Consider the following 18,502-nt stretch of genomic DNA (forward strand, 5'->3'; position numbering starts at 1 on the left):
GGATCAAAGGAGTGTTGAGTTGGCGGAAAAAAATGCGCTTTTGCTCACATTTCAATGAGTTATATAACAGCTTATATAACGATTAACTCAAAAAGATAAAGATCTCAATATTAGGATAATTCCTGGAACATATCGCTACTTTGATAGTAAACCACTACCCAATACACTTTAAATATAAGTAAATCCAGATTAATAGATTATACAAATATGTTAACCTGCTACAGACTCGTTCATAAGACAGAAGAAAGGAAACACTGTGAACAATAAGATGAAGACAATTGTCCCTGCCGTGCTTTTCGCCGCCTTTGCCAGCACCTCTGCATGGGCTGCCAGTAACGATACCGCCGCTCAGCCGCTGGAAAAAGTCGCCCCTTATCCCAAGGCGGAAAAGGGTATGAAGCGCCAGGTTATCCAGCTTACCCCTGAGAAAGATGAATCTACTCTGAAAGTAGAACTGCTGATCGGACAAACGCTGGAAGTTGACTGTAATCAACACCGTCTGGGCGGTGAACTGGATAGCAAAACGCTGGAAGGTTGGGGATATGATTACTATGTTTTTGACAAAGTTACCTCTCCGGTTTCAACCATGATGGCCTGCCCGGACGGTAAGAAAGAGAAGAAATTCATTACTGCGCATCTGGGTGATGACGGCATGCTGCGTTACAACAGCAAGTTGCCGATTGTGGTCTACACCCCGGAAAACGTGGAAGTTAAATACCGTATCTGGAAAGCGGAAGAAAAGATTCAGGACGCTGTGGCGCGCTAAGTGTGAATGTGCCGGATGGCGGCGTACCGCCTTATCCGGCCTACAGACGCATAAACCAGGCCGGATAAGCGCAACAGCGCCATCCGGCATTTTATTTACAGTGCAATATCCGCGACGGCTTTCTGCTCAGGCTGCGGTTGTGCCTGAGGTTTCAGCTGTGGTTTCGGCGCTTCATCAGCAACCTGCGGCTTGTCATATTTCAGCCCCAGTACTTCACTGGTGTATTGCAGTTCTTGTTCTGTCGCCTCAACGTTTCCGTTCAGCTTAGTACCATAAGACGGAATAATGGTTTTCAGTTTCGCCTGCCACTCGGGGCTGGCGACTTTATCTTTAAACACTTTTTCCATCAGATGCAGCATAATCGGTGCCGCGGTTGACGCACCCGGAGAAGCCCCCAGCAGCGCAGCAATCGTGCCCTCTTTATCGCTAACGACTTCGGTTCCCAGACGCAGCACACCGCCCTTCTCCGCATCACTTTTGATGATCTGCACACGCTGACCCGCCTGCCATAAACGCCAGTCTTCTTTTTTCGCCTGCGGATAGTACTCTTGCAGCGCGGCGAAACGGTCGTCATCGCTGAGCATCACCTGGCTTACCAGATATTTGACCAGATCGAAGTTATCCAGACCCACGTTGACCATCGGCATAAAGTTCGAGGTGGTGGTCGAGCTGAGCAGGTCCCACAATGAACCGTTTTTCAGGAATTTGGTGGAGAAAGTTGCAAATGGCCCAAACAGCACGACGCGTTTGCCATCAAGGATACGCGTATCGATGTGCGGTACGGACATCGGTGGCGCGCCAACGGAGGCCTGACCGTATACTTTCGCCAGGTGGCGATTGACCACGTCCGGATTGTCCGCAACCAGGAACTGCCCGCCCACCGGGAATCCGGCATAGCCTTTCGCTTCCGGAATGTCGGTTTCCTGCAACAGCTTCAGCGCAGCGCCACCGGCACCGATAAAGACAAACTTCGCCTTGATATCGTGTTCCGTTTCGTTATTTTTCAGATCGGCGACCGTAACCGTCCAGCTATTATCGGCATTACGCTTAAAGCCACGCACTTCGGTACTCAGTTGCAGCGCAAAGTTGGGCTTTTTCTGCAACGAAGCAATCAGCTGGCGCGTGATTTCGCCGTAGTTTACGTCAGTACCAATCTCGGTACGCGTTGCCGCGACTTTCTGCTGCGGATCGCGGCCTTCCATGACCAGCGGCGCCCACTCTTTAATCTGCGCATGATCTTCGGAATAACGCATACCGCGGAATAACGTGCTCTGCTGCAGTGCGGCGTAACGTGCGCGCAGGAAGTTCACGTTCTCGTCACCCCAGACAAAACTCATGTGTGGGACGGTGGTGATAAATGAGTGTGGTTCATGCATCACGCCATTATTGACCTGATAGGCCCAGAACTGGCGGGAAATCTGGAAGGCTTCGTTGATTTCGACTGCCTTTTCAATGCTGATGCTACCGTCGGCCTTTTTAGGCGTGTAGTTCAGCTCCATCAGTGCGGAGTGGCCGGTTCCGGCGTTATTCCAGCCGTTTGAGCTTTCCTGCGCTACACCATCCAGTCGCTCTACCATGGTCATTGACCATTGCGGCTCCAGCTCCTGTAAATAGGTTCCCAGCGTGGCGCTCATGATGCCGCCGCCAATCAACAGTACATCCGTTTCCTGCTCTTGCGCCGCTTTCGCTTTTGCTGCCATCGAGACAACGTTCAGCCCTACAGCCATGGTGAAGAGCATGGCAGTCACTTTTTTCATAATGTTAATGCCTTACTTTTAGTATCGCTTTTTTGCTTTTAATGCAGGTGAAAATCGAGCGGCATCAACGGTAACACTTAAGTAAAAATAATTAAATATTGTTTATAAATTATATTTAATTTTTAAAAATGTTATTAATACGTTGATAGTTTATACGGTTATTGACAATCATTTCTGGAAACCAGTCCGTCAGACAGGTACTATGCTGCGCTTTGCTATTCACCGCACGGATGCCTGTCGGTCTGCTGTATCAGGCCATTTTTGACCTGAGTGTAACTATGTCTGCAAATCATCCTTCCTCTGTCGCTGTCGCGGAACACACGACCCGTGCCGTCCTGCGCCAACCCCGTCTGCTGGTTCGCGAAACGCTGGCCGGTGTGGTAACCGCCCTGGCGCTGATCCCGGAAGTGATCTCTTTTTCCGTTATCGCCGGCGTCGATCCTAAAGTCAGCCTGATAGCCTCGGTCGTACTGTGCCTGGCGATGTCATTTTTAGGCGGACGTCCGGCAATGGTAACCGCCGCTGCAGGATCGGTTGCGTTGGTAATAGGCCCGATGGTGCATCAATTCGGTGTGCAATATATTCTGCCTGCGGTGGTGCTGGCCGGGATGATTCAGATCCTGTTTGGCGTATTAGGAATGGCGCGTCTGATGCGATTCATCCCTACGGCCGTCATGACCGGCTTTGTGAACGCGCTGGGTATTTTAATTTTCTTTGCCCAGGTCCCGCATTTCTGGAGTAAAAGCCCGCTAATCTGGGGGCTGTTTGTCCTGACGCTGTTGATTGTGCTTTGGGTTCCGCGTTTTATTAAAGCGATCCCCGCGCCGCTTATCGCCATTGTGCTGTTGACGGTATTTACTGTCTCCAGCGGCCAACTGTTACCGACCGTCGGTGACGAAGGTTCAATGAGCGGCGGCCTGCCGGGATTAACGCAGCTACTCGTCCCACTCAACCTGCACACGCTGGCGATTATCTGGCCCTGCGCGTTGAGCATCGCTTTTGTTGGTTTGATGGAGTCATTGTTAACCGCCCGTCTGGTGGATGACCTGACGGTTACGCCGTCGAATAAGAATCGCGAGAGCGCCGGGCTGGGGATAGCCAATATTCTGGCCGGATTTTATGGCGGTATTGCCGGGTGTGCGATGATTGGTCAAACCATCGTTAACGTTGAGATGGGTAAAGGACGCAGCCGCGTCTCAACGTTTGCCGCAGGGCTGGTATTGTTACTGCTGGTCACCGCCTTAAGCGAAGTGATGGCGAAAATCCCCATGTCGGTGCTGGCGGGGATTATGGTGATTGTGGCGGTGAAAACCTTCAGTTGGCACAGCATCCAGCCCACCACGCTGACGAAACTCCCCGTCACTGAAACCCTGGTGATGCTGGTGACCGTCGCGGCCACGGTGTCGACCGGCAACCTGGCGATTGGCGTGGTTGCCGGGGTAATGACGATGCTCATTTTGCCGCGTATCGTCAGACGCCAACGTGCGGCTACATCAGAAACAGCGTCGCCAGACCGAGAAAAATAAAGAAACCGCCGGTATCGGTGATTGCCGTAATCATGACGCTCGAGCCGACCGCCGGGTCGCGCCCGAGCTTCACCATCGTCATCGGAATAATAACGCCCATCAACGCCGCCATCAGCAGATTGAGCATCATCGCCAAAGTCATCACGGCGCCGAGCGCCATGTCATCGTACAGCCACCAGGTAATGCCGCCCATGATTCCGCCCCACACGAGGCCATTAATCAACGCTACGCCCATTTCGCGCAGGATCAAAAACGTCAGGTTTCCCGGCTGAATATTTTGTAGCGCCAGCGCGCGAACGATCATGGTGATGGTTTGATTCCCGGTGTTGCCGCCGATCCCCGCCACAATCGGCATCAGCGAGGCCAGCGCCACCAATTGCGAAATAGTATGTTCAAAGCCGTCGATCACTCGCGAAGCGATAAAGGCAGTACAGAGGTTAACGGCCAACCATGCCCAGCGGGTTTTTACCGCTTTCGTAACGGGAGCAAACACATCTTCTTCGGCGCTTAAGCCCCCCATTCGACGCAGATCGGTATCGGTTTCTTCATAAACCACATCAACGATCTCATCAATGGTTAAGCGACCCATCAGTTTACCTGAAGGGTCAACTACCGCGGCACTGACAAGGTTGTCACGTTCGAAGGTACGCGCAGCGTTTTCGGCGATATCCTCCGGAGAAAAGGTGAGCGGGTCATCTTCCATCACCTCGCTGACTTTTCGCTGCACATCATTGAGCAGAATACAGGTTAGCGTCAGTTCACCGACCAGCACTTTATTACGATCGGTCACGAAGAGTTTATCGGTGTTCTCCGGCATTTTCCCCAGCCGTCGCAGGTAGCGTTGCACCACTTCCAGCGTCACGTCCGGACGCACGGTGATGACCTCGAACTCCATGATCGCACCGACGCGGTTCTTCTCGTAGTGCAGCACCTGACGGACGCGCGCCCGCTCCTCGGCCGGTAACGTCGCCAGCAGTCGTCCCGTAAGGTTACGAGGGAGATGCTGGACCAGATAAATCTGTTCGTCGATATCAAGATATTGCAACGCATCCAGCAGCTCGCGGTCGCTCATCTCATCGATCAGATCGTCCCAGACGTTCTCTGACGCCTCAAGCAGTACGTTACCGCGCTTTTCACTTTCGACCAGTCGCCACAGGGCGTGGCGCTCTTCAGAGGGTAAGGCTTCCAGGGTATCGGCCAAATCGGGCGGCGGCAGGTGAGCTACCAGCGCCCCTACCTCAGCAATATCGTCGGCTAACGTACCGACGTCATATTGCTCAGCCAGGGTAAGCTTGCCCAACAGGGTTGAAATAATGGCTTTATCTGTGGTCAGCAGCCAGATTAGACGCGCACGCTCTTCATCACGCAGCCTGGCGCTGTTTTTGTTTGTAACGGACATTAATCATAAATCCATGATATGAAATATCATTAATCATGATGCCGATTTATGTAAATAACAATAAACAGTGCCGCCGGGTGGATAAAAAACCAGCGGCATGTGGGATCATGCCGTGCGCGCCACCGCGTCACGAGAGGCAGCATCACGCTCATCGCCCAGCAGTTCACTCAACTGTCCGTTGCGCATTTCCAGCAGGCGATCGGCATGAATAAAGTAGTGATCGTCATGACTAATGGCGAAGATGGTTTTACCCATTTCCTGCATCAGCGGTAACAGGACCTGATAAAACTCCCGGCGGAAATGAGGATCCTGATCGGCAGCCCATTCGTCCAGCAGAATGATGTCGCGCTCCTCCGCCAGGGCCAGCAGCAGCGCCACGCGTTTCTTCTGCCCTTTCGACAACTTCAGATTGAGGATACGGCCATCGCTCAGCTCCAGCTTGTGACCCATCTTCAGATGTTCCAGCCACTTCGCAACCAGCTGCGGATTAGCCTCTTTACCTTCCGGCCCCAGCAGTTTGTCGAACAGCCAGACGTCGGTAAACACGGCGGAGAACAGCTTGCGATAATCCTCCGGCTTTTCAACGGCAACGGCCTTACCATCAAGCAAAATCTTACCTGACTGCGGCTGGTATAGTCCGGTCAGTAACATCGCCAGCGTAGATTTCCCACTACCGTTACCGCCAATCAGAAAGATCAGTTCACCACGATGAATAGTCAGATTCACCGGCCCTACGGAAAATGCGTTGTCCTGATAATGGAAAACCACGTTACGCAGCTCCAGCGTTTGCCAATTAGGAAATGCGGTTGGACGCGGGAACTCTGCTTTAAAAGGTGCCAGTGCGAATTTATTCAGCTTGTTGAACGCCACCTGCGCGGTGAGCAGCGTCGGCAGTGCGCCAACGGCAGAGAGCAGCGGCGTACGCAGGAATAACAGTGTCAGAGAATAGGTCGCCGCCACGGCGGTATCCGCCCAGCCCAGACTGTTGGCCATCCAGAACACCAGGCCAATGGCGCCCAGCATCATGATGTTCGACCAGTTAACCGCGCTCAGGTGGAAAGTATCGGCACGGATAATATGATGACGGTACTCTTTGGCATCCGGGACGTACATCTGATTAAAGATATGCTCGGCGCGCTCGCGGTTGAGCGTCAGCTCTTTGCGCCCTTCCAGCACCGTCTGATAATCGTTGTACAACTTGTCTTCTGTTTCACGCAGGGTGGCCATGTGTTTATACACTCGCGCCACCAGTACAAATCCGCCCCAGATAGTGATTGCCATCCAGATTGCCGTCACCAGCAGCATTTTGGTCGACAGCATCGCCAGATACGCCGCCGACCCGACGGTCAGGATAATTCCCTGCACCAGTTCAGGCAGACGAACAAAGGCGATGGTGATATTGCGAATATCGCTGGTTAAACCGGCCAGTAACGAGGCACTACCAAGCTGTTCTATACGCTCGACGTGGGTATCCAGAATACGTTTGATAAATTCACTACGCAGTCGGTAGACAAAGTGGTGGCCAAGCGTGGTCAACGCCAGCTGAGAGCCGAGAGTGACAACCATCAATAGCAGCAGCAGGCCAAGAAACTCCGGCAGCACCATCAGCGTGGTGTCGACCGTTTCAATCAGGCGCTGGTTGATAAACGCAATCAGCCCAATTCCCAACGCGGCGCTGGCGAGGCTGAGCGCCATAACGCTGATAAATGGCCAGCGATACTGCCGCCAGACAAGAAGTAAAAGTTCCATGCACACAACCCGGACAAGTAATAACAGCCCGCAGTTTAAACATCTCTTCGCTGACAGCAATAATAATTCTTATTTTTATTCTTTTTTACCCGCCTGGCGAAACGTCAGATTGTAGCGACAGTCTCCGGTCAACGGATGATACCCCGTTTTAAGCGGCTGGATCCCATGATAAAACAACCGCGAATTACCGCCCCACACCACGACATCGCCATGTTCCAGCAGCAAACGCTTTAAGGGATCATTACGGCGCAATCCGCCAAATTGAAAGATGGCCGGCAGCCCCAGCGACACCGAGACAATCGGCGCCCGCAGGTCAGGCTCGTCTTTATCCTGATGTAAAGACAGTTTTGCCCCTGGCGTGTAGCGGTTAATCAGGCAGGCATCGGGTTGAAAATCAGCATAGCCCGCCGCCGTCGCCGCCTGTTGGCACAAGTCAGCAAATGCGTCCGGCAGCGGCGGCCAGTGCGCGCCGGTGAGTGGATCAAACGGAGAATAAAGATAGCCATGCTGATCCGTCGTCCACCCCAGACGACCACAGTTGGTCATCGCCACCGACATCGTGTAACCGCCGGGCGTCACCATCTGGCGAAAAGGCGACTGTCTGGCGACAGCCGCTATCGCCTGCAGCAAAGGGGGCGCGGAATCAAAAGCGAAACGTCGCAGAATAACCGCACCTGAAGCCAGCGGCTCCTGCCAGGGTTTAGCATCCGCAAAGAGATCGAGCATTATGTTTCCTCGCCAGTAGTTTCACGTTGCAGTAACTGCGCTTTGCGCGCAATGCCCCACCGGTAGCCCGAAAGCGCCCCGTCGCCGCGAATAACCCGGTGACACGGGATAACAATCGCCAGTTTGTTGGCCCCACAGGCACTGGCCACCGCGCGTACCGCCTTCGGTTTACCGATAGCGCTGGCCAGTTGTTGGTAGCTCATCGTTTCGCCGCATGGAATTGTGCGCAGCGCCTGCCACACCTGCTGCTGAAATGCGGTGCCCCGGATATCCAGGGGCAGCGATAGCGACGCGTCACGCGAATTGATCGCGGCGATCACTTCGCGCACGCGCTGCTGAAAATCGGCATCTGCAGGAACATCCTGCGCAGCGGGAAACAGCTCATGCAGATCCGCAACCAACGCCGTATCATCATCACCAAGTAAGATCGCACAGATACCCCGCTCGCTTTCCGCCACCAGACAACGACCCAGGGAGCAATTTGCAAGGGTATAGCGTACAGAAACGTTGTCGCCGCCTTTACGAAATTGTTTTGCGGTCATGCCTAGCGCCTGATCCGCTTGTCGGTAGTAGCTGCTGCTGTCGGGGAATCCGGCGTTGAGAATCGCCTGCGTTACCGGATCGCCTTTTGCCAGGGCATCGCGCAGACGGCGGGCACGCCAGGACTGCTGCCACGCTTTCGGGGTCATGCCTGTCGTAGCTTTGAACAAGCGATGTAAGTGATAGGGGCTCATTGCCACCTGCCGCGCCAGTTCGTCCAGCGTAAGGGGGGGTTCCTGCTCCAGCAACTGGCAGGCGCGGGCTATTTTCTCCAGCCGATGCTGCTGTGCGCTGTCTTTATCTGGCTGGCAACGTTTACAGGGACGAAAACCGGCGGCCAGCGCCTGCCTGGCATCGGCAAAGAAACTGACATTTTTGCGTAGCGCATGTTTCGCCCGACAGGACGGACGGCAGAAAATGCCGGTAGTCTGGACGGCGAAAACAAACTGGCCGTCAGCGTCGGCGTCACGAGCCAAAACGGACTGCCAGCGGTCATCATCAGTTACGCGTAAACGATTTTTCATTATGGACTCCTTTGTTAAGCATAGCGCTTAGCCTCAGTGTGTCCCCATAGGCGGATACAAAAACCCGCAATCTTGCTTTTTAATTTTTCTCGCTGACCAGAAAGCTTTTGAACTGCGGCGACATCCAGGTTTTAAACCCCTCACCCTCTTTCATAATCATATAGACCGCCAGACCTTCACGACGTACCACCTCTTTGGCCTTTTGCGGGCCGAGGACCATCAATCCGGTATCCCAGCCGTCAGCCTCCAGCGCCGTTGGGGCAATCACCGTCACGGACACCAGGTTGTGTTCAATCGGACGACCGGTTTGAGGATCGATAACATGGGAAAGGCGCTTACCATCCAGCTCATAATAGTTACGGTAGCTGCCGGAGGTACTAATGCCATGCCCGTTAATGTCGACAATCGCCTGCACCGCGTTTTCACGATCGGTAGGCTTCTGAATCGCGACTCGCCACGGATTCCCTTCTGCATTCATACCGCGGCTGTTCAGCGCGCCGCCAACGGAAACCAGATAACGGGCGATCCCTTCCTGCTCCATTAATCGTGCCAGATGATCGGCGGCATAACCTTCACCAACGGTCGAGAGATCCACATACAACTCGGGCAAATCTTTTTGCAGATAGTTCCGATGAGCCTCATTAACAACCTTCAGATGTGAAAGCCCGGTTTGCGCTTTGGCTGCGTCAATTTGCGCCTGAGTGGGAATATGCACCGGTTGCTTATCCGGGCCAAATCCCCACAGATTGACCAACGGTCCCACGGTAATATCCATGGCCCCATCGGTTTTTGCGCCAATGCGCAGCGCCGAAGTCACGATATCTGCCATGGCATCATTAACCGGCCATGGCGACAGGCTTGTCGACAGGTTAAAGCGCATCAACGCAGAATCATTTTTATAGGTAGAGAGAAGTTGATCGTCGGCATCCAACTGAGTCTGGATCTTCGCCTGCAGTTCCCCGACGCGTTTGGCATCTACGCCCACCGCACTGACCCGCCAGAAAGTGCCCATCGTTTTACCTTCCAGAACGGTGGCAGGTGTCGTGGTCTGAGCGGGTTTCGGGGCCTCATCGCACCCGACTAAAAAAATCGTCACAGCCAGTAACGCTGCGCGATAAAAATTCACTTCCATACGTAATTATCCTCATGCGAACGGGCGCAAGAGTACACCAAAAATCGTTGTTTGTACGACGAAAAAACGGCATTAAAAAAGGCCCCGCAGGGCCTTTTAACGACATGAGCGCAGATTAGAACTGGTAAACCAGACCCAGTGCTACGATATCATCGGTAGCAATACCTGCTGCCTGGGTAAACGCATTGTCATCCAGCAGGTTGATTTTGTAATCAACATAAGTAGACATGTTTTTGTTGAAGTAGTAAGTCGCGCCAACATCAACGTATTTCACGATATCCTGGTCACCGTAGTTGGTGAAGCCATTGCTGATGTCTTTGCCTTTTGACTGCAGGTAAGCCACGGAAGGACGCAGACCGAAATCGAACTGGTACTGTGCCACAACTTCAAAGTTCTGAGCTTTATCTGCGAAGCCATATGCAGCAGTGCGGTTGCTACCGTTAGAGGTACCGAAACGGGTTGCGTTATAGGACTGGGAGTACTGTGCGGCCAGGTAAACGTTGTTAGCGTCGTATTTCAGACCACCGGTATAAACCGTTGCACGGTCACCGTTACCGTACACGCCAAGAGCATTCTGATCAGCGGTACGTTTAGAGGTAGTGATCGCACCACCAATACCAAAGCCAGAGCCGAGATCGTAAGTCAGGGAGCCGCCGTAACCATCGCCATTCTGGGTCAGCAGGCTACGACCAGCTTCGTTTTCACCGCTTACGCTGCCATTTTTACCCTGGTACTGCAGGGCAAAGTTCAGACCATCAACCAGGCCAAAGAAATCTGTGTTACGGTAGGTCGCATAACCGTTACCACGCTGCTGCATGAAGTTGTCCGCACCGTAGGTATCACCGCCGAATTCTGGCAGGACGTCGGTCCAGGACGTTACATCATAAGTTACACCGTAGTTACGACCGTAGTCGAAAGAACCTGCATCAGCGAATTTCAGACCTGCGAATGCCACACGCGTCCAGGCGTCGTTGCTGGATTCACTCTGGTTACCTTGAATCTGGTATTCCCACTGGCCGTAACCGGTCAGTTGGTCGTTAACCTGGGTTTCGCCTTTGAAGCCGATACGCATGTAAGTCTTGTCACCATCATCACCTTTGTTGTCGGAGAAATAGTGCAGACCGTCGACTTTGCCGTACAGGTCTAATTTGTTGCCGTCTTTGTTATAAATTTCAGCCGCATTTGCTGCGCCTGCTACCAGCAGTGCTGGTACCAGGAGGGACAGTACTTTAACTTTCATGTTATTAACCCTCTGTTATATGCCTTTATTGCTTTTTTATGCCACTGCATACTGATTAAGGTCATTAACCAGTCGGCAACTTCATTCTCCGCAAAAACACAGAATAATCCAACACGAATATGATACTAAAACTTTTAAGGTGTTTCATTTATCCACATAGGTGTTTCTAAATGTTAATAAGAGGGAACTTTTTAAAATTCAAAAAACAGGAAAAATAAGCACAAATAATCAAGAATTATTGAAATTTAATTAAAAATCAGCAAGTTATAATGCAATTAGTTATAGCACTGAATGACAAAACAAAATCTTCACTCGCAACTAAAATAGACTCGCTATCATCATTAACTTTATTTATTACCGTCATTCATTCATGAATGTCTGTTTACCCCTATTTCAACCGAATGCTTCGCGTTCGGTTTTTTTTTACTCTTCTTTACACAAAACTTACCGTTCTGTGCTACCGATGAAAAACCATAACGACTATTAACTATCTCATAGAGTCGTATCCAGATATAAATCTGATTAATAATTTCTTGTTATTTAATGCTAAATGTATACATTCCGTACAAATATTTGTACTCGCTTTTATCCACTGTACACCTTTGCATCATGATGGCTGCAACAAAATGAGGGGCGGAAAAATGCGGGCCATGCGGCGTGGTGTAAGTGTGGCAATTCATACATTACCCTTTATACTGCCCCTTCATCTTTGGCGTCGTTTAACAGGTCATAAACACGAATGAGTCAGTCTGACACAACGGCTTCTACCCGATTCTCCCTGCTACCGGGAAGTATTACCCGTTTCTTCTTATTACTGATCGTTGTGCTGTTGGTGATGATGGGCGTTATGGTCCAAAGCGCCGTCAACACCTGGTTAAAGGATAAGAGCTATCAGATTGTTGATATCACCCACGCCATTCATAAAAGGGTCGATACCTGGCGATACGTGACCTGGCAAATCTATGACAATATTGCCGCCTCAGCCAGTTCGTCGGGCGCTGAAGGATTACAGGAAACGCGTCTGAAACAAGACGTCTACTATCTTGAGAAGCCGCGTAGAAAGACCGAGGCGCTGATTTTCGGCTCGCATGATAGTTCGACGCTGGAGATGACCCAACGCATCTCAAGCTATCTGGATACGCTATGGGGCGCGGAAAATGTTCCGTGGTCTATGTATTACCTGAATGGCCAGGACAATAGCCTGATCCTTATCTCAACGTTGCCGCTAAAAGATCTGACTTCCGGATTTAAAGAATCGACGATTGGTAATATTGTCGATTCACGGCGCGCGGAAATGCTACAGCAGGCCAATGCGCTGGATGAACGTGAAAGCTTCTCTTCGCTGCGCCGTCTGGCCTGGCAGAACGGGCATTACTTCACGCTACGCACGACCTTTAATCAACCAGGACATCTGGCAACGGTTGTCGCCTTTGACCTGCCGATTAATGACTTGATCCCGCCCGGCATGCCGCTGGATAGCTTTCATCTGGAACCTGACGCCACGTCCACGACCGAGCACCTTAATGAAAAAGAGTCGCCTGACAGCGTCAGCATTAATTTCAACAACAGTAAAATTGAGATCTCTTCGGCACTAAACTCAACGGATATGCGTCTGGTGTGGCAGGTTCCGTTTGGTTCATTGCTGCTCGATACATTGCAAAGCATTTTGCTACCGCTGTTGCTTAACATTGCGTTGCTGGCCCTGGCGCTGTTTGGCTATACCACCTTTCGCCACCTCCCTGCCCGTTCCACCGAAGTGGCGCCAAACCTTGCGGCCAATAATGAATTGCGCGTTCTGCGCGCGATCAACGAAGAGATTGTCTCTCTGCTGCCGCTGGGCTTGCTGGTGCACGATCAAGAAGCAAACCGCACGGTTATCAGCAATAAAATTGCCGACCACCTGCTGCCGCATTTAAATCTGCAAAACATTACCAGCATGGCGGAGCAGCATCAGGGGGTGATTCAGGCCACCATCAATAATGAACTGTATGAAATCAGGCTATTTCGCAGCCAGATCTCATCAAGAACGCAGATCTTTATTATTCGTGACCAGGATCGAGAAGTGCTGGTGAATAAAAAGCTGAAGCAAGCGCAGCGACTGTATGAGAAAAACCAGCAGGCCCGCGCCGCCTTTATGCAGAATATCGGCAGCGCACTGAAAGACCCGGCTAAAACCCTGGCCGCTAATGCCGCCGCCCTTAATAGCCCTGACAGCCAGAAACTGGCAAATCAGGCAGACGTTCTGGTGCGTATGGTAGATGAAATCCAGTTGGCCAACCTGCTGGAAAGCGACGCCTGGAAAGGGGAATCGACGCTATTTTCCGTGCAGGCGTTAATTGATGACGTGGTTCCTGAGGTTCTGCCCGCTATCAAACGTAAAGGGCTGCAACTGCTGATTAAAAATCACCTGAGCGCCCATGATGAACGCCGCGGCGACCGTGATGCCCTGCGCCGTATTTTGCTGCTGTTAATCCAATATGCGGTAACCACCACGCAAATCGGCAAAATCACGCTGGAAGTCGACCAGGATGAGTCGGAGGCTGAACGCCTGACCTTCCGCATTCTGGATACCGGAGAAGGCGTCACGTTGAATGAAGTCGATAACCTGCATTTCCCGTTCATCAATGACACGCAGGGCGATCGATATGGCAAGGCCAACCCGCTGGCGTTCTGGTTATGCGATCAGCTCGCCCGCAAGCTGGGTGGACACCTGAACATTAAAGCGCGGGAAGAACTTGGAACACGTTATATAGTCCATGTTAAAATGCCGCTGCACGATCAACATGCTGAAAGTGAAGAACGTTTGTTAGATGACGTCTGCATAATGGTTGATGTCACCTCTAATGACGTACGCAGCATTGTATTACGTCAGCTGGAGAACTGGGGCGCAACCTGCATCACGCCAGATGAACGGTTGAATAGTCAAGAATATGATCTCTTTTTAACAGATAATCCGTCTAATCTTACTGCCTCAGGCCTTCTTTTAAGCGATGATGAGTCTGGCGTGCGGAAAATTGGCCCTGGCCAGCTGCGCGTCAACTTTAATATGAGCAATGCTATGCAGGAAGCTGTCCTCGAGCTGATAGAAGAGCAGCTGGCACAAGAAGAGATCCAGGAACTCCCCCTCGGCGGAGATGAAAACGCCGAACTTCATGCCAGTGGTTACTATGCACTCTTTGTAGACACAGTACCGGATGATGTTAAGAGGTTGTATACTGAGGCAGCAACCAGCGATTTCGCTGCGTTAGCCCAAACGGCCCATCGCCTGAAAGGCGTGTTTGCCATGCTTAATCTGGTACCCGGCAAGCAGTTATGTGAAGCGCTGGAACATCTTATTCAAGAGAAAGATGCTCCAGGTATAGAAAAATACATCAGCGACATTGACGATTACGTCAAGAGCTTGCTGTAGCAAGGTAGCCCAATACATGAACACTATGAACGTAATTATTGCCGATGACCACCCGATTGTACTGTTCGGTATTCGTAAATCACTTGAGCAAATCGAGTGGGTAAACGTTGTCGGCGAATTTGAAGACTCCACTGCACTGATCAACAATTTGCCTAAGTTAGATGCTCATGTGTTGATTACCGACCTCTCCATGCCGGGAGATAAATACGGTGACGGGATCACGTTAATTAAGTATATCAAGCGCCATTTCCCGAGCCTGTCGATTATCGTTCTGACTATGAACAATAACCCGGCAATCCTGAGCGCGGTACTAGATCTTGATATTGAAGGGATTGTCCTGAAGCAAGGTGCGCCAACCGATCTGCCAAAAGCGCTTGCCGCTCTGCAGAAAGGTAAGAAATTCACCCCGGAAAGCGTTTCTCGTCTGCTGGAAAAAATCAGCGCCAGCGGCTACGGTGACAAACGTCTGTCTCCGAAAGAGAGTGAAGTTCTGCGTCTGTTTGCCGAAGGTTTCCTGGTTACTGAAATCGCGAAAAAACTCAACCGCAGTATTAAAACCATCAGCAGCCAGAAAAAGTCGGCAATGATGAAACTCGGTGTGGAAAACGATATCGCCCTGTTGAATTACCTCTCTTCCGTAACGCTGAGTCCCTCAGACAAAGAGTAATTCTTTTAGCACAAAAGTGCCTGATGGCACGCCGTTTATCAGGCCTACGAATGACACTGCGTGGTGCGTGTTCCGTAGGCCGGATAAGGCAAACGCCGCCATCCGGCATCTGTTATTCCCGCGCCTTCCTCACCCTTTCCGCATAGACGGTCAGCGTTTGCTTCAATACGTCCAACGTCACTGGCTTAGACAGACAGCTATCCATACCTGACTCAAGACAACGCTGCTTCTCTTCGGCCAGCGCGTTGGCCGTCACGCCGACAACCGGCAGCGTTAACCCTAGCTGGCGAATACGCTGCGTCAGACGATAACCATCCATGTTCGGCATGTTGACGTCGCTCAGTACGATGTCGATATGGTTTTTACTCAGTACATTGAGTGCATCCACGCCGTCATTCGCGGTTTTACACTGGTATCCCAACGATCCCAACTGATCGGCCAGTAAACGTCGATTGATCGGATGATCGTCGACCACCAGAATCATCATGTCATCGTTGGTAGCACCGACTTTATCCGGGGCTGGTAGCGCAGTGGAAAGCTCTTCACTGTTCAGCTCAACGCTGTAGATATGCGCCAGCAGCGCAGGCAGCTCGTGAGGTGATGCCACGCTGTGCACCCACTCCCCAGGCACCCTTTCCAGTGGAATACCGATATGACGGCGGCAGAAAATCACCGCGGCGCGTCCCTGCCACGGCTGGTCCAGCACATCGTCAGCAATTAGCAGGTCATCCGCATCCGGTTGTTGCCCCTCATAACGCAGCACCGTCATCCCGTTACGCGTCAGGCTGGATTCAACAAACTGATACAGCGACGCGTTACGCACCGCCAGCCAGCAACGCTTGCTGACAAGCCCATCGATACCTTTATTCAGTGGATACTGCGCGCCATAAAGCGGAATACGCAGCATAAACTGACTCCCCATTCCCGGTTCAGAATCGACGGAAATGTCTCCATCCATCATGCTGATCAGTTTTTCACAGATAGCCAAACCAAGCCCGGTTCCCTGGAAATTACGCTGGACGCCGGTTCCCACCTGGAAGAAAGGATCGAACAACCGGACGACCTCTTTGGCAGGGATCCCGACTCCGGTATCACGTACGCGAATACTGAGATAGTCGCCGTTACACTGCACGTGCAGCACAATGCAGCCGGTATCGGTAAACTTGATAGCATTACTCAACAGATTGGAAATTACCTGCTGTAAACGCATCGGGTCGCCATTGAGCGCCACCGGTACATTTGGGTCGATAAAGCAGTACAAGCCCAGTTGCTTGCGGACCACCAGCGGCAGATAGTTAGCCGTAATATGATTCATGACTTCACGCGGTGAAAACTCGCGCGGTTCAATCTTCAGCTGTTCAGATTCAATTTTCGAGAAATCGAGAATATCGCTGATAATTTTCAACAGCAGGCTGGAAGAGTTGTTCATCGCCGTCACCAGGCGATCCACCCCGTTGGGTAACTCTTTGGTTTGCAACAAATCGAGGTTACCGATAATACCGTACAGCGGCGTACGCAGCTCGTGGCTCACCGTCGCAAGGAACATCGATTTGGACTGGCTCGCCTGCTCCGCCGCCTGCGCCATCTCCTGCAACGACTCTTCCATTTTTACGCGCGCGCTGACGTCAACCAGCACGCAAATCGCTACGTTTTCATTACGATAGCGCGAGTGCACAAAGCTGATTTGCAGATTGGTATTGTTACTGGTCAGTACATCGACAAAATTGACCTGCTGGCCGCAGATAATTTGCGTCAACCGCTGCCGGTCTTCATGCGTCAGCATGTTGAGATAGGTGTGCGCCAGCTCATTACTCAGGATGTTAATGCCATCTATCGTACGCAGAATACAAATGCCAACCGGCGCGGAAGCCACGATTTTACGGTTAAACTGCTCGTGCTCTTCCAGGCGCTGAGCATCGCTTTCCGCCGGAATAAAAATACGTCGCTCATACATACGCGTGAGCATAAATAACGCCGCACCAACCAGCACATTCAGTAGGATCGCGTTCAGGATCATCATGCGGATCCGCTCCAGCACCAGGTCGACCGGTACGGAATACACAATGCTCAGCGATGAAGGGGGCAGGTTTTTCTTCAACACCAGATCGCGAAAACCTGGGGTATAACCAAACCAGGAGCGCTCCTGCATCCAGCGTGGTTCAGCCTTAATATTGCCCTCAGGGCCGGTGAGCGAAATGAGCGCATGACCATTTTCATCAAGAATGGTCACGCCCATTGGCAAACTGCCAGGCGTGAAGAAGTTTTCCATACGAATAGGTTGTTCGACGCCGAGCAGCGCTTGCAGACGATTGGCGAGATAAACCGGCGTCAGCGCATAGAAATACCCCACGCCCGGACGCGGCCCCTGGCTGATCCAGAACAAGTTGTTGCCGTTTTCGTCTTGCGTAGCATTGCGATACTTAATAATGCGCTCGTGTAGCGCCTTCAGCGCCTCGTCACGTTCAACCGGCATTTCACGCAGGCCGAAATTAGCCATACAAAGGTTGTCGCTGCCGATCAGGAACACGCGATTCAAATCATAGGCGGCGGAAAAGTTGTCGCGCCAGTAGCGCATAAACCACGCCAGCGATTCCAGCGATCCCCGCCAGGCGTTGCCCATCACCGAGCAGTCGGAGTCGGCAAACAGCGGCTCAAAGTTTGGCACAACGGTTTTATCATCCCGCGACCGCAACGACATCACGCCGTTTTCCGCCGTTAAACGATTCTCAGCGATATATTTCAGCTCTTTAATTACATCAGAGGTGCGCTGAATGTAACGTTGGGCCTGATCGGAGCTGAGGTTAAGCTCCTGATGGATCTCAGATTCTCTCTGGTGCAGCGCATTCACGATGTAGAAAACGGAGGCGAACGCAATTAAAAACCAGATCAGGAGCGCCAGGGCCCTGAACAGGTAGCGTGAGACTTTTAGCGTTGAATGAACGGAAGCAAGGTATTTCAAAGGGGCGAAGCTCCGCCTCAGGGCATTAATAGAGTGTGGTTAAGGTAGCGGTAAATGTCTTTTGTCGCAATGCCATTAAAAAAAGGGCCGGATTTCTCCGGCCCCCTT

Annotated in this window: 11 protein-coding genes and 1 pseudogene; 4 read left to right on the forward strand and 8 right to left on the reverse strand. The window is 51.8% G+C overall.

The window, feature by feature from the left end; genetic code table 11:
* The first annotated feature begins 268 nt into the window (after nucleotides 1-268).
* Nucleotides 269-766 carry a serine protease inhibitor ecotin gene (gene eco / locus LA337_15555; GenBank protein ID UBI18486.1) on the forward strand — a complete coding sequence of 166 codons (498 nt, stop codon included), beginning with the start codon at nucleotides 269-271 and terminating at the stop codon, nucleotides 764-766.
* 95 nt (nucleotides 767-861) lie between these two features.
* On the opposite strand, the gene mqo is transcribed toward eco, so the two are convergent.
* On the reverse strand, nucleotides 862-2,523 hold the full coding sequence (gene mqo / locus LA337_15560) for a malate dehydrogenase (quinone) (protein ID UBI14596.1): 1,662 nt from the start codon (nucleotides 2,521-2,523) through the stop codon (nucleotides 862-864).
* Between the two features lie 278 nt (nucleotides 2,524-2,801).
* Here mqo and LA337_15565 point away from each other — a divergent pair, with 278 nt between their 5' ends.
* Nucleotides 2,802-4,049, forward strand: a complete 1,248-nt coding sequence (locus LA337_15565; GenBank protein ID UBI14597.1) for a SulP family inorganic anion transporter — start codon at nucleotides 2,802-2,804, stop codon at nucleotides 4,047-4,049.
* Here the strand turns inward: LA337_15565 and mgtE are convergent.
* The 6 genes and pseudogenes from mgtE to LA337_15595 all read right to left on the reverse strand — a co-directional run bounded on the left by mgtE (nucleotide 4,012) and on the right by LA337_15595 (nucleotide 11,359).
* Entirely contained in the window at nucleotides 4,012-5,448 is a 1,437-nt protein-coding gene (mgtE, locus tag LA337_15570; GenBank protein ID UBI14598.1) for a magnesium transporter, read from the reverse strand. The genes LA337_15565 and mgtE overlap by 38 nt on opposite strands.
* Nucleotides 5,449-5,553: 105 nt before the next feature.
* Nucleotides 5,554-7,197 (reverse strand): multidrug ABC transporter permease/ATP-binding protein, encoded by a 1,644-nt coding sequence (locus tag LA337_15575; protein ID UBI14599.1) that lies wholly within the window; start codon nucleotides 7,195-7,197, stop codon nucleotides 5,554-5,556.
* 35 nt (nucleotides 7,198-7,232) lie between these two features.
* Nucleotides 7,233-7,923 (reverse strand): annotated as a pseudogene (gene alkB / locus LA337_15580) (DNA oxidative demethylase AlkB).
* Complete coding sequence (ada, locus tag LA337_15585) at nucleotides 7,923-8,987, reverse strand: bifunctional DNA-binding transcriptional regulator/O6-methylguanine-DNA methyltransferase Ada (protein UBI14600.1); 1,065 nt, start codon at nucleotides 8,985-8,987, stop codon at nucleotides 7,923-7,925. Before ada ends, alkB begins: the two are co-directional and overlap by 1 nt.
* 79 nt (nucleotides 8,988-9,066) lie before the next feature.
* Nucleotides 9,067-10,119: an FAD:protein FMN transferase ApbE gene (gene apbE / locus LA337_15590; GenBank protein ID UBI14601.1), complete on the reverse strand. Its 1,053-nt coding sequence runs from the start codon at nucleotides 10,117-10,119 to the stop codon at nucleotides 9,067-9,069.
* Nucleotides 10,120-10,234: 115 nt separating this feature from the next.
* On the reverse strand, nucleotides 10,235-11,359 hold the full coding sequence (locus tag LA337_15595; protein ID UBI14602.1) for a porin OmpC: 1,125 nt from the start codon (nucleotides 11,357-11,359) through the stop codon (nucleotides 10,235-10,237).
* 739 nt (nucleotides 11,360-12,098) lie between these two features.
* Here LA337_15595 and rcsD point away from each other — a divergent pair.
* Nucleotides 12,099-14,768, forward strand: coding sequence for a phosphotransferase RcsD (rcsD, locus tag LA337_15600; protein ID UBI14603.1), 2,670 nt, complete (start codon nucleotides 12,099-12,101; stop codon nucleotides 14,766-14,768).
* A 16-nt stretch (nucleotides 14,769-14,784) separates the two neighbouring features.
* The gene (gene rcsB / locus LA337_15605) at nucleotides 14,785-15,435 is read left to right on the forward strand and encodes a transcriptional regulator RcsB (GenBank protein UBI14604.1); all 651 of its coding nucleotides are present in this window, start codon (nucleotides 14,785-14,787) and stop codon (nucleotides 15,433-15,435) included.
* Nucleotides 15,436-15,547: 112 nt separating this feature from the next.
* On the opposite strand, the gene rcsC is transcribed toward rcsB, so the two are convergent.
* Complete coding sequence (rcsC, locus tag LA337_15610) at nucleotides 15,548-18,394, reverse strand: two-component system sensor histidine kinase RcsC (GenBank protein ID UBI14605.1); 2,847 nt, start codon at nucleotides 18,392-18,394, stop codon at nucleotides 15,548-15,550.
* Nucleotides 18,395-18,502 lie beyond the last annotated feature (108 nt).

Origin of the sequence: Citrobacter europaeus (genome assembly GCA_020099315.1) — a bacterium.
Lineage (GTDB): Bacteria > Pseudomonadota > Gammaproteobacteria > Enterobacterales > Enterobacteriaceae > Citrobacter > Citrobacter europaeus.

What these genes read in the sequence shown, in the direction of transcription:
- ada (UBI14600.1), bottom strand. Translation starts at nt 8,987, where the DNA reads ATGAAAAATCGTTTACGCGTAACTGATGATGACCGCTGGCAGTCCGTT.
- rcsD (UBI14603.1), top strand. Translation starts at nt 12,099, where the DNA reads ATGAGTCAGTCTGACACAACGGCTTCTACCCGATTCTCCCTGCTACCG.
- rcsB (UBI14604.1), top strand. Translation starts at nt 14,785, where the DNA reads ATGAACACTATGAACGTAATTATTGCCGATGACCACCCGATTGTACTG.
- LA337_15575 (UBI14599.1), bottom strand. Translation starts at nt 7,197, where the DNA reads ATGGAACTTTTACTTCTTGTCTGGCGGCAGTATCGCTGGCCATTTATC.
- eco (UBI18486.1), top strand. Translation starts at nt 269, where the DNA reads ATGAAGACAATTGTCCCTGCCGTGCTTTTCGCCGCCTTTGCCAGCACC.
- apbE (UBI14601.1), bottom strand. Translation starts at nt 10,119, where the DNA reads ATGGAAGTGAATTTTTATCGCGCAGCGTTACTGGCTGTGACGATTTTT.
- mqo (UBI14596.1), bottom strand. Translation starts at nt 2,523, where the DNA reads ATGAAAAAAGTGACTGCCATGCTCTTCACCATGGCTGTAGGGCTGAAC.
- LA337_15595 (UBI14602.1), bottom strand. Translation starts at nt 11,359, where the DNA reads ATGAAAGTTAAAGTACTGTCCCTCCTGGTACCAGCACTGCTGGTAGCA.
- LA337_15565 (UBI14597.1), top strand. Translation starts at nt 2,802, where the DNA reads ATGTCTGCAAATCATCCTTCCTCTGTCGCTGTCGCGGAACACACGACC.
- mgtE (UBI14598.1), bottom strand. Translation starts at nt 5,448, where the DNA reads ATGTCCGTTACAAACAAAAACAGCGCCAGGCTGCGTGATGAAGAGCGT.